The following is a 13,229-nucleotide window of genomic DNA, read 5'->3' as shown; positions in this document are numbered from 1 at the left end:
ATGCAAGTTGTTAACGAACCCCTGCCTCCATTTCCGGGAAGGCCCATGGCGAAGTTGTCCCTGTCGCCCAAGATCCTTGACGTTCTCGACTTCGGCACTCCGTCCGCGGAGCGCGACATCTCACGGGGCCTGGAGAAGTACTTCGTGGAGTCCCCCGCCTACCACCGCGTCCGGTCCGGCGCGAAGACGATCCTGATGGGCAACCGCGGGGCCGGCAAGAGCGCGATCTTCCAGGTGCTGGCCAGGCGGGAGCGCGCCGCCGGCGGCCACGTCATCGAGCTGTCGCCCGAGGACTACTCCTACGAGCTGCTCAGCTCCACGATGGCCGCCGAGAACGCGGGCTCGTGGGCCAAGCAGGGCGCCTACGCCGCCGCGTGGAAGTACCTGATCTACGTGCTGGTGATGAAGGCGCTCGCGCGCAAGGGGATGCGGCTCACCAAGAACGGCGGCCGGCAGATCCACAACTACATCCGGGACATGCACGGCGCCCAGCAGCTCGGCCCCCTGTCGCTGCTGGTGTCCTACCTCAAGCGGCTGGAGGCCGTGAAGATCGGGCCGATCGAGGCCGGCGTGCGGACCCGCGAGCTGGACCGCCTCTACCAGCTGGAGGAGATCCAGAACCTGCTGCCGGCGCTGCGCAAGGTGCTGGACAACCAGCGGGTGGTGGTGCTCGTGGACGAGCTGGACCGCGGCTGGGACTCCTCCGAGGACGCCAAGGCGTTCGTGTCCGGGCTGTTCCAGGCGTGCGTGTCCATCAACGCGCTGCACCCGAACCTGCGCGTCTACATCTCGCTGCGGCAGGAGCTCTACGACGACATCCCCGCCCTGTACGACGACGCGCAGAAGCACCGGGACCTGCTGGAGAAGATCTACTGGTCCGAGGACTCGCTGCTCGAACTGATCGCCAGGCGGATCCGGCACTCGGCCCACGAGAACGGCTTCGCGGTGGACGCCCTCGAACGCGCCGGGGACCGGGCCTGCTGGTCGGCGGTCTTCGCGCCGCCGCCCGGCAGAGGGCGGGACGAGTCGTTCGGCTACATGGTCGACCGGACGCTGTACCGGCCGCGGGAGCTCATCCAGTTCTGCTCGGAGGCGCTGGAGCAGGCCAGGGCCCGGCGCTCCAAGCTGCCCGTGCCGTACTCCGCGATCGAGCGGTCGGAGTACGGCTACTCCGCCGAGCGGACGAAGGACATCGCGGCCGAGTACCGCTCCCAGTACCCGGGGCTGCTGAGCGTGTTCGAGGCGTTCCGCAGCCGCCCGCCCCTGTTCCGCCGCGACGAGCTCGAACTGCTCTGCCTGGAGCTGGCCTGCGGCGACGTCCCCACCCACGGCACCGCGTCATGGCTGCCCTCGTGCGACCCGAACGACCTGATCGAGATCCTGTGGCGCGCGGGCCTGCTGACCGCGCGGGCGTCCGCGGAGGGGCGGTTCCTCGGCAGCCACCAGGTGCAGCACCTCAACCTCGCGGCCGTGCGCCGGTTCCGCGTGCACGCCATGTTCCACGCCTCGCTCGGAATCGACGCCGCGGTGGTCGGGAGCGCCGGCGGCTGAGACCCGGGCGCTCAGCCGAGGGCGAGGCGCAGGCCGGTGGGGGTGGCCCGCACGCGGCTCAGGTCCCGGACGACGTGGTGGGCCTCGGCCAGGGACTCCTCCGGGTGGCTGGTGACCAGCGCGACGACCGTGGCCCCCGCCGCGCGGCCCGCCGCGATCCCGGCGGGGGCGTCCTCCACGACCACGCAGGCGGACGGGTCCACGCCCAGGAGGCGGGCCGCCCGGAGGTAGCCGGACGGGTCGGGCTTGCCGTCGGAAACGTCCTCGGCGGTCACAACGACGGGCGGGGAGGGGATGCCGGCCACTCCGGTGCGCACCTTGAGCTGCGACCGGTCCATGGACGTCACGAAGGCGTGGGGCAGGCCGCCCATGTCCGCCAGCAGTTCCACGGCGCCCGGCAGGGCGACGATGCCGTCGGTGCTGACCGCCTCAAGGGCGTCCAGGCGCGCGGTGGCCTCGCGGACCTGGCCGGCCGGCAGGAACTCGGCCACACGGTCGCTCGTGCGGCGGCCGTGGGCGCCCGACATGAACACGTCAGGGTCGATGCCGTACTCGGCGGCCCATTCGCGACCCGCGCGTTCGACCAGGGGCGTCGAGTCGACGAGGGTGCCGTCGACGTCGAACAGGACGGCGGCGCAGGGCAGAGTCATGGTGGGGGACGCCGGTCAGCGGCCCTGGTTGAGCTGCCGGGTCGGCATCTGCCGGGCGTTGCGGCGGTTGTTCGCGAAATTCGCCGACCTGAAGTCGGAGTTCTTCCGCCTGCCCTTCTTCCGGGATCTGGCGAAGGGGTCGCTGTTCATTTCCTGGTTCATGGCACGCATGAAGGAATCACCTCCGGGCACGTCTGAATTCGGCCGTGAAAGGCCGCGAGAAAGTGTGGCAGGGCGCGCCGCATCGCCGCAGGACACACGCGTGCCATGCGGAAGAGGGGCGCGATGGAGAGAGACGGGAGCGGGCCCGCGGCAACGCCGGGGGCGGCTCAACCGGAGAAGTATCAAAGCTTCATGCGGAACATTCAGTCATAACCCCGAGCGGTGTGTCAACCATTAATTCCCGCGAGGCGTGAACTCGAAGGCGGGGGAGCGGCGATACATGGCGGGAGGGCTTCATGAAGCTGCTTGCTTGGATCGCCGTCGCTGCGGCCGCGGTGATGGTGACGGGCGGCCTGTCCGCGTACGGGTACTACTGGCGGCTGCAGAACGCCGTCCAGCATGAGGACGCGGACCGGTTGATCGGGGGAGACCGGCCCAGGAAGCTCAACGGCGCGATCAACATCTTCGTGCTGGGGTCGGACACGCGCGAGGGCGCCAACGCCCAGTACGGGCGGGGCCTGCGGGGCAAGCCGCCCGCGTCCGACACGATGGTGCTGCTGCACCTGTCGCCGGGCGGCGGCCAGGCGATCGCCGTCAGTTTCCCCCGCGACCTGATGGTGTCCATCCCGGCCTGCACCCGCCGGGACGGGACGAAGGCGCCGGGCAGCGCGGTCGCCCTCCTGAACGAGGCGATCGGCCGCGCGGGCCCCACCTGCACGGTCCACACCGTCGAGCGGCTCACGAAGATCCGCATCGACCATTTCGTCCAAGTGGACTTCACGGGCTTCAAGCGGATCGCGACGGCGGTCGGCGGGGTGCCCGTGTGCGTGACGGCCGACGTCCACGACAAGGACTCCGGGCTCACCCTCGCCAAGGGCAGTCACCGGCTGAAGGGCGAGGACGCCCTGGCCTACGTCCGCAGCCGCAAGGGCTTCGGGGACGGCAGCGACACCGAGCGCATCCGGCGGCAGCAGCACTTCTTCGGCGCGCTCGCCAGGGAGGCGATGAGCGCGGGCGTCCTCACCGATCCGGGCCGCCTGAACGCGCTGCTCAGGGCGACGGCCGAGTCGCTGACGACCGACAGGGGGCTGTCCGTCGCGGAGATGCTGAAGATCGCCCAGGGCATGCGCGACCTCGACGCGGGGAAGCTGCGCTTCGTCACCGTGCCGTCCGCGCCGTACCCGCTGGACCGCAACCGCGTGGCGCTCACCCGGCCCGCCGCGGACGAGTTCTTCGACGCGCTCCGCAAGGACGTGGTGGCGCCGGCTCCGGCGAAGGCCCCGGGCGTCCGGCCCGGGAAGGTGCGGGTGTTCAACGCGTCCGGGGTCGAGGGCCGCGCCGCGCAGGTGGCGGCGCAGCTCGGGGACGCCGGCTGGCAGGTCGCCGGGGTCGGCGACCTCGTTTCCCGTCCGCGGGCCACCGGCGTCCGCTACGGGACGGGCGCGGAGGCGCAGGCGAGGGCGCTCGCGGCCCTCCTGCCCGGCGCCCGGGTCGCGGCGCGCGCCAGGACGGCCCCCGGCGTCGTCGACCTCGTCATCGGGACGGGGTTCACCCGCGTCCGGACTTCCGGCGGCGTCCCGGTCCAGCGCGGCGAGAGCCGGGCGAGCGACGAAGGGTGCGAGCGGGTGGCGTGATGTGTGGGGTGCCCGTCGTGGACGCCACGGGGACCCCGGTGCCAGCCTGGAGCCATGCGCGTCGCCTTCGTGATCTATGACGGCTTCCAGATCCTGGACCTGACACCATCGCCGACCTGGCCGAACGTTCCGGTCTCAGCGCACCTGCAACGCCGGTTCACCGCCGAGCTGGGCGTCCCGCCCGCCGCGTATGTGGAGCGCGTGCGGATCGAGGCGGCCCGGCGGGCGCTGGCGGAGGGGGACGAGCCGGTCGAGACGCTGGCGCGGCGGCTGGGGTTCGGAACGGGGGAGACGCTGCGCCGGGCGTTTCACCGGCATGTCGGCGTCGCGCCGTCGGACTACCGGGTTCGGTTCAGAGGAACGAGGGAGTACGCATGACCACGTATGGGCTGCTGGTGTTCGAGGACGCCGAGGAACTGGACTTCGTGGGCCCGTGGGAGGTGTTCACGGCATCGGCCATGGTGCGCGACCAGGGCGACAAGGCGGTGCTGGTCGCCGAACGGACGGAGCCCGTCCGCTGCAACAAGGGCATGAGGGTCGTGCCAGACCACACCTTGGACGACCACCCCGCGCTGGACGTCCTCCTGGTTCCCGGCGGGCGCGGCGCCAGGGAAACGCAGGTGAACAACCCGTCCGTCACCGGCTGGATAGCGAAGGTCGCTGAACGGGCCGATTGGGTGACGAGCGTGTGCACCGGGTCTTTCCTGCTGCACGCCGCAGGTCCGGCCAAGGGACGCAGGGTCGCGACCCACTGGGCTTCCGAGGACGCTCTGGAGGCCCGCGGGGACGTGACCGTCGTCCGGGACGCGCGCTACGTCGTCGACGGCGACCTCGTCACGAGCCAAGGCGTCTCAGCCGGGATCGACATGGCCCTCTGGCTGGTCGGACGCATCCACGGCCGCGACCACGCGCGCGAGGTTCGCCGCTACATCCAGTACGAGCCCGCGCCCCCGTACCTGGCGGACGAGTAGAGGGCCGGGACGACCCGATCGGAACGAACATTCAGCCATACCGGTGATGATCTTCGCTTATCGGCATAATCACCCGAATGGCGATGTCGCTTCCGGTGCGGTTCCGCAGCGATGGGGTGCGGGTGGCGGTAGAAACCGACCCCCTGCACGCCCCGCTGCGCGACTTTCTCATCAACGACCTGGGCGAGGACGTCTCCGCGATAGCGCGCGCCCAGGGACGGCTGAGCGACGGCGCGGTCCGGCCCTGGCAGGAGCAGTACCGCTACCACCGCCTCGACTTCGACGGCACGACCGTGCACGTGCGCGACGTCGCCGGATGGGCGTCCTGCGACCTCGACCCGGCCGTCCTGCGACGGTGCCTGGACGAGTACCTCCACCAGGTCGGCGCCCTCAAGAGCCGCCGCAGCCTGGAGCGCGAACTCGGCGGGCAGGGCAACGGCGAGCCGATGGCGGCGTCCCTCGCCCTCGGGGCGGTGTCCCGGCGGACGCAGGGATGGGGCCTCGTCCAGACCCCGCGCGCCGTGCTGGAGGATCTGGCCGGGCTGACCCCGCACCCCGACGCCTGCCTCCCGCACGGCGTCATGGAGACCGGCTCCGGCGCCTGCTGGGCCGACCTCGCCGTCCTGGACGAGGCGGGCAAGCGCCTCCGCGGCGGCACCAAGACCTTCATGCCGAAGGGCGTCGAGGCGGAACGCGTCATGGGCGAACTGGGAAACGCCCTGACCCGGGCCCGCTTCCTCGAGGGGATCCCCGGGGCGTGGGCGGGCACGGTGGCGGGGGTGCCGGTGCACGGCTACGTCGACCCGGATGCCGTCCTGCGGCTGCCCTGCCAGCCCATCGAGATCGGCGGCGTCGTCCGGCGCGTCCGGGTGTTCTTCCCCGAACTCGCCGATTCCGGTGTCGACCTGGCGGCCGCCGCGTCCAGTGCGAGCGCGTTCACGCCCTCGGTGCACGGACCACGGCACGTCCTCACGGCGTTCCTGCTCCACGACGTGCAGAGCCACCGCCACCATCTGGAGGTCGTCCGCGCGGCACGTCCCGGCTGGGAGCACACGGGGAACGCCTGCCACATCCGCATGGACGTCCAGACCGTCCGCCTGGAACATCTCTGGCTACCAGGACACACCTGCGAGCTGCCGACAGGCGAGTTCGCCAGCGTCCTCTACGAATACGAACGCCTGACGGCCCCTTGAGCCCGGCGGCGACCCGGCCTAGGAGAGCGCGGCGACGAGCGTGTCGGTGAGGGCCGCGCCGGCCATGCCGTCCGGGTCCCGTTCCGGGTCGTAGATGGCCACGTGCAGGCCGACCGCGCGCGGGCTCGCCGCCAGCGTCCGCAGGACGGACGTCAGCTCCTCGAACGACAGGCCGTCCGGGTTGGGGGAGTCGACGGCCGGCATGACGCTCTTGTCGAGGATGTCGGCGTCCAGGTGGATCCAGTACCCCTCGATCGGGGCGGCCTCCAGATGCGCCCGGGCCCCCTCGGCGGCCGCGTCCGCGCCGTGCTCGCGGATGTACTCGATCGGGAAGCGCCGCACGCGCGAGGCCTCGAAGGCGTCCAGGTCGAACAGCTCGAAGTCCTCCGGCTCCCGCTGGACGCCGATGTGCGCGACGTGCTCCTCCTCCACGTAGGGGCGCAGCCCCCCGGCGTCGGTGAGGGCGGCCGGGCCGTGCCCGGTGACGAGGCCGAGCGCCGTCCCGCCGGCGACCAGCCGGCCCGCGGCGGCCGCGGGGTCGCGCCGCGGCGAGTAGTCGTCGTGCCCGTCCAGGTGCGCCAGCCCGTACACGCCGCGGCGGCGCAGCGCGAGCATCGGGCCGAGCAGGATGCCGCAGTCGCCGCCGAGCACGACCGGGAAGTCGCCGCGGTCCAGCACCTCGCCGACGCAGGCCGCGAGCCGCTCGGTGTAGTCGACGAGGCCGGGGCCGTTCAGGTAGCCGGTCTCGTGGTCCGGGCCGAACACGTAGGGCGGCGGGTCCACCCGGCCCGCGTCCTCGGCCCGCAGGCGGCCGACGACGCCGTGGCCGCGCAGCGCGCGGGCCAGCCGCCGCACGCCGGGCTCGTGCCCCTCGCGCGGCGGACGGAGCCCCAGGTTGGACGGTGCGTCGAGGACTGCGATCATTCTTGCAATCTAGAACACCGGGACACCCCGGCACATCGCCAGGCAGCCGGAACATCGGGAAAAGCCGGAACGTCGGTGAACGGCCGGAACAACGGGAAGGCGTTCGATGACCGCATCGGGACGACTCGTCGACCGCCTCCTCGGTCTCCCGGAGTCGCCGTCCCCCCGCGTCGAGTCGGCCCGGAACCTGCGGGTGCCCATGCCGGACGGCGTCGTGCTCGTCGCCGACCTGCACCGGCCGCGCGGCGCGGGACCGCTGCCCGTCGTGCTGATGCGCACCCCGTACGGCAAGCGGCAGGCCGTGGTCCGGCTGTTCACCGGGGTCCTGGTCCGGCGCGGGTTCCAGGTCGTCGTGCAGGACGTGCGCGGCGTTTTCGGCTCCGGCGGCGAGTTCCACGCCTTCCACGACGAGAAGGACGACGGCCTGGCGACGCTCACGTGGCTCCGCGCGCAGCCCTGGTGCGACGGCAGGGTGGCGATGGTCGGCGCCAGCTACCTCGGGTTCACCGAGTGGGCCGTCGCGCCCTACGCGGACCCGCCGCTCACCGCGATGGGGGCGGGCATCACCGCGTCCGAGTTCGCCAGTTCGTTCTACCCCGGTGGTGCGCTCGCCCTGCACAACACGCTCGTCTGGTCATCGTTGATGGGGACGCAGGAGGAGAGAAGGCGGCCCTTCCACAACAGGCGCGTGAGGCACGCGATGCGGCACCTGCCGGTAGGGGAGGCCGACCTGGCGGCCATCGGACGTCCCGAATCGTTCCTGCGCGAGGTCGCGGCCCATTCCGAGGCGGGCGACGACTTCTGGAAGGCCACCGACCACAGCGCCGCCGTCCCCGCGACCACCACGCCCACCACGATGGTCACGGGCTGGTGGGACCTCTTCCTGCGCGGCCAGCTCAGGGACTTCGCCGCCCTGCACGCGGAGGGACGGCAGGTCCGCATCACCATCGGGCCCTGGGGGCACGATGCCAAAGCCCTTCGCGCGACGCTCCACGACCAGGTCTCCTGGCTGAACGCCCACCTGAACGGTGACAAGGCCCAACTCCGCAGGGCGCCGGTAAGGCTGCACCTGCAACAGGCCAACACCTGGCTGGACTTCGACCAATGGCCCCCGCCCGAAACCAAGCCCACGCCGCTCTACCTGTCCCACGGCCTCGTTTGGGACGAGCCTGACGCGGCCCCCGCCATGTTCACCTACGACCCCTTCGACCCGACCCCGAACGTCGGCGGCCCACTCCTGTCACCGGGCAAGGGGCGGCAGCGCGACAACGCCCCCCTCGAACGCCGCGACGACACGGTCGTCCTCACCGGCGCGCCGCTGCCGGAGGACCTCGACGTGATCGGACCCGTCTCGGCGACGATCCACGTGCGCACCAGCACCGGGCGAGGCGACCTGTTCGTCCGGCTCTGCGACGTCGACCGGGACGGCGTCTCCCGCAACGTCACCGACGGCATCCTGCACATCACCTCCACCGGGACCGTGCGCGCCGAGATCGAGATGCATCCGACCGCGTACCGCTTCCGGCGCGGCCACCGCCTGCGCGTCATGCTCGCGGGCGGCGCCTTCCCCCGATTCGCCCGCAACCACGGGACTCGGGAGCCCGCCGGGCAGGCCGTCGCGTCCCGCCGCACCCGCTTCGAGATCCTCCGCGACGCCGCCCACCCCTCCGCCGTCCACCTCCCTCTCTGGAGACCCTGAGCCGGGCGAGGGGCCGGGACCGCCTGACCGCCGCCCAGCGCGCCGAACGCTCAGCGTGTTCCGCTCATCGCACACGGTGGCCCACTCGTCGACAAGGCCGGGCAAAGCCCCGATGTGCCGACGACCCTCTCGCTACGTTCTTCACATCCGCCGAACGGCCGGCGCGAGCCGCTTCGGGGGGAGCGGCCGGTTCTGCGTCCGTGCCGGGACCGCGACGGCGGAACGGGGGGAGAGGGGTCACTCGGGGGGAGTGGCCCCTCCGTCCGTTTCCAGGCTCTGAACCGGCAGCGGGCGGGCGCACCCCCGGCGTGTCGGGAGCCGCGAGGCCCGGCGGCGCGGGGCGGGCGGCCGCCGAATAAATGGGGATCTCCCCTCGCGGGTCTCGCAGCGTCTTGTCGCCAATTCAGGTAAAGGAATCCCCACTTCCGTCCCAGCATCCCGTTCAACGCTTCAAGGGAACTTAGATCGTAGGGGCTGGCGGACGTTTCCGATTTGACGGAGAACGGTGGCTCTGAGGGCTCGGACGGAAAAATTGACTCCCAGGGGTTCGACTTCCGGGCACGGCTGCGGAATGGTCTCCCGCATGGATTCAAGAATTCGAGCCGCCGGCAGGGCGTCGGGCCCCGTCACGTGGCTGCTGGCCTTTCTCGGCGCCCGCGAGAAGGCCCTGCGCACGCACTCCGGGAACGCCTCCGGCCCGGCCGAGTGGCTGCTGGTCTTCCTGGAGGTCGAACGCGCCGGGCTCGCGGCCCGGCGGCGCCCCGCCGCCCTGCCGTCCCGGCGCGGCAGGACCGAGGAGCCACCGTTCGGCCGGCTGTCCGCCCGCAGCGCGTAAAGGAAGATCATGACCATCGAGATGCTCCTCGCCGCCCTCATCGGCGGCGCGATCGGCTTCGCCGAGCTCGTCGCGCGCTACCGCGACCGGCCCGCCGCGGCCCTGCTCTCCCCGGGCGGGCTGCTGTTCGTCTTCGTCAACGCCAGCGCGTCGACCGTCGCGCTGATCGCGGTGACCGCCTCCGGCTGGACGTTCGGGCTGCCTCCCACCACGCCCCCGGCGAGCCTCGTGGTCGTCCGGGTCATCGCCGCCGGACTCGGCTCCGCGGCGGTGCTGCGCATGTCGTTCGCCCCCGCGCAGGGCCGCGGCGCCGGCACCGGCCCCGTCGCCCTCCTCAACGGCATCCTGCGGATCGCCGACAGCGAGCTCGAACGCAAACGCGCGCTCAGCCGGCTGTCGCACGACGACCTGGCGGGGCTGTCGTTCGAACGCGACCACGCGGCCCTCGCGGAGCTGTGCTGCCACCTCATGCGGGAGTTCGACCTGGCCGAGGCGCAGCGGCTCGGCGGCCTGGCGGCCGAGCTGAGCGGACGCGAGGACCTCACCGACGCCGACAAGCTCGACTGCTGGGGGCTGGAGCTGGCGCGGCTCGTCGGCGAGCGCGCCCTCCGGCAGGCGGCCCGGCGGCTGCGGGACCGGCCCCGCGCCGAGGCCCGCCCGGCGGCCGAACCCGACCAGCGCCCCGCCGCCCCGGCGCCCGACCACGACTACCTGGCCGAGACCGCGCCGCGCCCCTCGGTCGCCAAGACCTCCCGCCTCGCGCCGAGCGCGAACGGCAGGACGGAACGCAAATCCTTCAGCGACGCCTGACGCCCCGTGAGGTACCGGTGCGCCCCCTGGTCGGGCGCACCGGTATTTTCTCCGGCGCGCCCCTATCTCGGCCGGACGGAAAGGGCCGCCTCGGAATCGTCGCGCGCCTCCAGCGCCGCCGCGATGCGGTGCAGCGCCTCCGCCACGGAGACGAGCGCCTGCACCTGCGCGGCGGCCATGAGATTCCCCGGCGAGGGATCGGCGGCCTGGGCCTCCGCGGCCGCCTCGCAGGCCTGCTGGTTCCACCAATGCACGTGCCGATTCTATTCGGTGTCACGAATGCGGCCCATTGCGCCGCGCCGCCCCGCCGCCGGCACGGAAAAGGCTTTGCCGGCACCGGAATTGAAAGGACCCCGCCGTGACCACCGAACCCCGCGCCGCCCCGTCCGCCGGCCCTCCGCGCTGGACCGGGAAACCGGTGCGGGGGCTGACCGCCGCGGAACTCGCCGAGGCCCTCGAATACCTGGAAAGGCACCGCCCCGACGACGACGTCCTCGGCCGCGCCCTCGCCGGCGAGTTCGCCCGCCGGACGGCCGCCGCCGAGTTCGCCCGCCGCGCCGCCGCCGGCCGCGGACCGGCCGCCGGAGGGCCCCGGCCCGCCTCCCCGGATCTCGACGGGCCGCGCCGCCCGCCCCTGACGTCGCCGCCGGGACGCCCGCGAACCTCGCAGTGAGCCGGAACGCCCAGAAGGGGCCCGCGCACGCACGGGGCCGTGTGGCCGAGCGTCACTTCCGTGACTCCGGGTATGGAAGCGCCATGGACGTACGGCTGCGCAGGGTGTACGAGGAGCCGTCGGCCGACGACGGCGCGCGGATCCTGGTCGACAGGGTGTGGCCCCGGGGCCTGTCGAAGGACAAGGCCCGCCTGGACGAGTGGGAGAAGGACGTCGCCCCCTCCACCGAACTCCGCAAGTGGTACGGCCACGACGCCGCCAGGTTCGAGGAGTTCACCCGCCGCTACGACGCCGAACTGGCCGAGCCGGAACGCGCCGCGGCCCTTGACCACCTGCGGGAACTCGCCCGGCAGGGCACGGTCACCCTGCTCACGGCGACCAAGGAGATCGACCGCAGCCAGGCGGCCGTCATCGCCGCCCGCCTCCGCGACTCCTCCTGACGCGCTCCTCGCGCGTCCTTGATCGCGCTCCGCTTCTGACGCTTCTGGACGCCGCGCGTTGATTCTCCGTTCATCTGGATGGAGCGCTCCCTTTCCATGACGCCCTCGAAGGGCCTGTCATTGGACGTTCCATCCTTCCTGATCAAAGGCTCCGCAAAAAGGTATCTCACCTTCCGGGTCTCGCTGATAATAAGTGAAAAATCGGCGATTGACCCCTCTGGGCGGGCGAGTTTACGCTCCCTTTGCGCAGGTCCCAGCGAGGAGGAATCGCATGCGTAAAGGGATTGCCGTTTCCGCTGCCGCCGCAATTGCCGTGGGCGCCTTCACCGCCGTTCCGGCGTCCGCGTCCCCGCACCGGGTGCACGGGCCGAACGGGGTGACCATCGAGATCGCGACCGTCAACGGCTCGGGCTGCCCGACCGGCACGGCCGCGGTCGCCGTGTCGGACGACAAGGAGGCTTTCACCGTCACCTACAGCGACTACCTGGCGCAGGCGGGCGGTGCCTCCGGCCCGACCGACTTCCGGAAGAACTGCCAGATCGGCATGAAGGTGCACGTCCCCCAGGGCTTCACCTACGCGATCTCGTCCACCGACTACCGCGGCTTCGCGTCCCTGGAACCGGGCGCCTCCGCCGTCGAGAAGGCGAGCTACTACTTCCAGGGAATGTCGCAGACCTCCGCCGTCTCGCACACCCTGAAAGGCCAGTACGCCGACAACTGGCAGTTCACCGACATCAATGACGTGGCGCAGCTCGTCTACAAGCCGTGCGGCGAGGAGCGCAATTTCAACGTCAACACGGAACTGCGGGTGCTCAAGGGCTCCTCGGACCCCGCGAAGACCAGCTTCATCTCGATGGACTCCACCGACGGAAGCATCAAGACCACCTACCACTTCGCCTGGAAGCAGTGCCCCCCGCGGTGACGGCCGTCCCCGGCCGCGACCACCGGCGCCGAGCGTGCCGGCGTCGATCCAGCCCCGAGTAGAGGAGAACAACCGATGCGCACAGGACTGTCCGTCCCGGCGGCCTGCCTGGCCGCCCTGGCGCTCCCCCTGGCCGCCGTCCCCGCGTCCGCGGCGGCGGCGGATCCGCCCCCGCCCGACCGGATCGTCATCGACGTCAACACCGTCAACGGGTCGGGCTGCCGCGCGGGGACGACCGCGGTGGCGGCGGCGAGCGACAACACCGCGTTCACCGTCACCTACAGCGACTACCTGGCCCAGGCCGGCGGCGGCTCCAACCCGACCGACTTCCGCAAGAACTGCCAGATCAACCTGAACGTGCACGTCCCGCAGGGCTTCACGTACGCGATCGCGGGCGCCGACTACCGCGGCTTCGCGCACCTGGAGGACGGCGCGTCCGGGATGGAGAAGGCGAACTACTACCACCAGGGCATGGCGCAGACGACGCCCGTCAGCCACACGATCCGCGGCGGATACTCCGACAACTGGCAGTTCTCGGACCGCACGGACGTCTCCGAGCTCGTCTTCAAGCCGTGCGGCGAGGACCGCAACTTCAACATCAACACCGAGCTGCGCGTGTACAAGGGCAGCTCGGACGCCGCGAGGACCAGCTTCATGGCCTTCGACTCCACCGACGGGAGCGTCAAGACGGCGTACCACTTCGCGTGGAAGAAGTGCCCGGGCTGATCGGCCCTCGCCCGTCGCGCCGGGCCGCGTCCCCTGCCA

At 71.8% G+C, this 13,229-nt stretch carries 16 protein-coding genes; 12 read left to right on the top strand and 4 right to left on the bottom strand.

All coding sequences use genetic code 11. The features are described from left to right. Positions 1–45 precede the first annotated feature (45 nt). Positions 46–1,551, top strand: coding sequence for a hypothetical protein (locus AB0C69_RS25045; RefSeq protein WP_353834605.1), 1,506 nt, complete (start codon positions 46–48; stop codon positions 1,549–1,551). Positions 1,552–1,562: 11 nt separating this feature from the next. Here the strand turns inward: AB0C69_RS25045 and AB0C69_RS25040 are convergent, their stop codons facing one another. Both AB0C69_RS25040 and AB0C69_RS25035 read right to left on the bottom strand, forming a co-directional pair. Continuing rightward, on the bottom strand, positions 1,563–2,201 hold the full coding sequence (locus AB0C69_RS25040; RefSeq protein WP_345184717.1) for an HAD-IA family hydrolase: 639 nt from the start codon (positions 2,199–2,201) through the stop codon (positions 1,563–1,565). A gap of 15 nt (positions 2,202–2,216) precedes the next feature. Further along, complete coding sequence (locus AB0C69_RS25035; protein WP_360357530.1) at positions 2,217–2,363, bottom strand: hypothetical protein; 147 nt, start codon at positions 2,361–2,363, stop codon at positions 2,217–2,219. Between the two features lie 296 nt (positions 2,364–2,659). Between AB0C69_RS25035 and AB0C69_RS25030 the strand changes: the two genes are divergently transcribed. The 4 genes from AB0C69_RS25030 (at position 2,660) to AB0C69_RS25015 (ending at position 6,161) form a co-directional block, all read left to right on the top strand. Next, positions 2,660–3,997 carry an LCP family protein gene (locus AB0C69_RS25030; RefSeq protein WP_360357528.1) on the top strand — a complete coding sequence of 446 codons (1,338 nt, stop codon included), beginning with the start codon at positions 2,660–2,662 and terminating at the stop codon, positions 3,995–3,997. Between the two features lie 54 nt (positions 3,998–4,051). Next, positions 4,052–4,375, top strand: a complete 324-nt coding sequence (locus AB0C69_RS25025; RefSeq protein ID WP_360357525.1) for a helix-turn-helix transcriptional regulator — start codon at positions 4,052–4,054, stop codon at positions 4,373–4,375. Next, entirely contained in the window at positions 4,372–4,968 is a 597-nt protein-coding gene (locus AB0C69_RS25020) for a DJ-1/PfpI family protein (protein ID WP_360357523.1), read from the top strand. The genes AB0C69_RS25025 and AB0C69_RS25020 overlap by 4 nt, the downstream gene beginning before the upstream one ends. A gap of 77 nt (positions 4,969–5,045) precedes the next feature. Next, complete coding sequence (locus tag AB0C69_RS25015) at positions 5,046–6,161, top strand: hypothetical protein (protein ID WP_360357520.1); 1,116 nt, start codon at positions 5,046–5,048, stop codon at positions 6,159–6,161. Between the two features lie 18 nt (positions 6,162–6,179). Here AB0C69_RS25015 and AB0C69_RS25010 read toward each other — a convergent pair whose 3' ends face one another. Continuing rightward, positions 6,180–7,085 (bottom strand): arginase family protein, encoded by a 906-nt coding sequence (locus AB0C69_RS25010; protein ID WP_360357518.1) that lies wholly within the window; start codon positions 7,083–7,085, stop codon positions 6,180–6,182. A 106-nt stretch (positions 7,086–7,191) separates the two neighbouring features. On the opposite strand from AB0C69_RS25010, the gene AB0C69_RS25005 reads away from it, so the two are divergent. The 3 genes from AB0C69_RS25005 to AB0C69_RS24995 all read left to right on the top strand — a co-directional run bounded on the left by AB0C69_RS25005 (position 7,192) and on the right by AB0C69_RS24995 (position 10,429). Continuing rightward, a complete protein-coding gene (locus tag AB0C69_RS25005; protein ID WP_360357515.1) occupies positions 7,192–8,784 on the top strand; it encodes a CocE/NonD family hydrolase in 1,593 nt (530 codons plus the stop codon). Positions 8,785–9,367: 583 nt separating this feature from the next. Then, the gene (locus AB0C69_RS25000) at positions 9,368–9,619 is read left to right on the top strand and encodes a hypothetical protein (protein WP_360357513.1); all 252 of its coding nucleotides are present in this window, start codon (positions 9,368–9,370) and stop codon (positions 9,617–9,619) included. Between the two features lie 9 nt (positions 9,620–9,628). Continuing rightward, a complete protein-coding gene (locus AB0C69_RS24995) occupies positions 9,629–10,429 on the top strand; it encodes a hypothetical protein (protein WP_360357510.1) in 801 nt (266 codons plus the stop codon). Between the two features lie 62 nt (positions 10,430–10,491). Here AB0C69_RS24995 and AB0C69_RS24990 read toward each other — a convergent pair whose 3' ends face one another. Continuing rightward, positions 10,492–10,683: a hypothetical protein gene (locus tag AB0C69_RS24990; RefSeq protein ID WP_345185478.1), complete on the bottom strand. Its 192-nt coding sequence runs from the start codon at positions 10,681–10,683 to the stop codon at positions 10,492–10,494. Between the two features lie 104 nt (positions 10,684–10,787). Here AB0C69_RS24990 and AB0C69_RS24985 point away from each other — a divergent pair, with 104 nt between their 5' ends. The 4 genes from AB0C69_RS24985 (at position 10,788) to AB0C69_RS24970 (ending at position 13,190) form a co-directional block, all read left to right on the top strand. Continuing rightward, positions 10,788–11,102: a hypothetical protein gene (locus AB0C69_RS24985; RefSeq protein ID WP_360357507.1), complete on the top strand. Its 315-nt coding sequence runs from the start codon at positions 10,788–10,790 to the stop codon at positions 11,100–11,102. 83 nt (positions 11,103–11,185) lie between these two features. After that, entirely contained in the window at positions 11,186–11,542 is a 357-nt protein-coding gene (locus AB0C69_RS24980) for a DUF488 family protein (protein ID WP_360357504.1), read from the top strand. A 271-nt stretch (positions 11,543–11,813) separates the two neighbouring features. Next, positions 11,814–12,464: a DUF4360 domain-containing protein gene (locus AB0C69_RS24975; protein WP_360357502.1), complete on the top strand. Its 651-nt coding sequence runs from the start codon at positions 11,814–11,816 to the stop codon at positions 12,462–12,464. Between the two features lie 75 nt (positions 12,465–12,539). Further along, complete coding sequence (locus tag AB0C69_RS24970) at positions 12,540–13,190, top strand: DUF4360 domain-containing protein (protein WP_360357499.1); 651 nt, start codon at positions 12,540–12,542, stop codon at positions 13,188–13,190. The last annotated feature ends 39 nt before the right edge of the window (positions 13,191–13,229 follow it).

The sequence above is a fragment of the Actinomadura sp. NPDC048032 genome (assembly GCF_040653175.1).
In the GTDB taxonomy this organism is placed as follows: Bacteria; Actinomycetota; Actinomycetes; order Streptosporangiales; family Streptosporangiaceae; genus Spirillospora; species Spirillospora verrucosospora.
The sequence above is the reverse complement of the archived record's forward strand: the minus strand, read 5'-3'. Positions and strand labels throughout refer to the sequence as shown.

What these genes read in the sequence shown, in the direction of transcription:
- AB0C69_RS25045 (WP_353834605.1), top strand. Translation starts at nt 46, where the DNA reads ATGGCGAAGTTGTCCCTGTCGCCCAAGATCCTTGACGTTCTCGACTTC.
- AB0C69_RS25040 (WP_345184717.1), bottom strand. Translation starts at nt 2,201, where the DNA reads ATGACTCTGCCCTGCGCCGCCGTCCTGTTCGACGTCGACGGCACCCTC.
- AB0C69_RS25035 (WP_360357530.1), bottom strand. Translation starts at nt 2,363, where the DNA reads ATGAACCAGGAAATGAACAGCGACCCCTTCGCCAGATCCCGGAAGAAG.
- AB0C69_RS25030 (WP_360357528.1), top strand. Translation starts at nt 2,660, where the DNA reads ATGAAGCTGCTTGCTTGGATCGCCGTCGCTGCGGCCGCGGTGATGGTG.
- AB0C69_RS25025 (WP_360357525.1), top strand. Translation starts at nt 4,052, where the DNA reads ATGCGCGTCGCCTTCGTGATCTATGACGGCTTCCAGATCCTGGACCTG.
- AB0C69_RS25020 (WP_360357523.1), top strand. Translation starts at nt 4,372, where the DNA reads ATGACCACGTATGGGCTGCTGGTGTTCGAGGACGCCGAGGAACTGGAC.
- AB0C69_RS25015 (WP_360357520.1), top strand. Translation starts at nt 5,046, where the DNA reads ATGGCGATGTCGCTTCCGGTGCGGTTCCGCAGCGATGGGGTGCGGGTG.
- AB0C69_RS25010 (WP_360357518.1), bottom strand. Translation starts at nt 7,085, where the DNA reads ATGATCGCAGTCCTCGACGCACCGTCCAACCTGGGGCTCCGTCCGCCG.
- AB0C69_RS25005 (WP_360357515.1), top strand. Translation starts at nt 7,192, where the DNA reads ATGACCGCATCGGGACGACTCGTCGACCGCCTCCTCGGTCTCCCGGAG.
- AB0C69_RS25000 (WP_360357513.1), top strand. Translation starts at nt 9,368, where the DNA reads ATGGATTCAAGAATTCGAGCCGCCGGCAGGGCGTCGGGCCCCGTCACG.
- AB0C69_RS24995 (WP_360357510.1), top strand. Translation starts at nt 9,629, where the DNA reads ATGACCATCGAGATGCTCCTCGCCGCCCTCATCGGCGGCGCGATCGGC.
- AB0C69_RS24980 (WP_360357504.1), top strand. Translation starts at nt 11,186, where the DNA reads ATGGACGTACGGCTGCGCAGGGTGTACGAGGAGCCGTCGGCCGACGAC.
- AB0C69_RS24975 (WP_360357502.1), top strand. Translation starts at nt 11,814, where the DNA reads ATGCGTAAAGGGATTGCCGTTTCCGCTGCCGCCGCAATTGCCGTGGGC.
- AB0C69_RS24970 (WP_360357499.1), top strand. Translation starts at nt 12,540, where the DNA reads ATGCGCACAGGACTGTCCGTCCCGGCGGCCTGCCTGGCCGCCCTGGCG.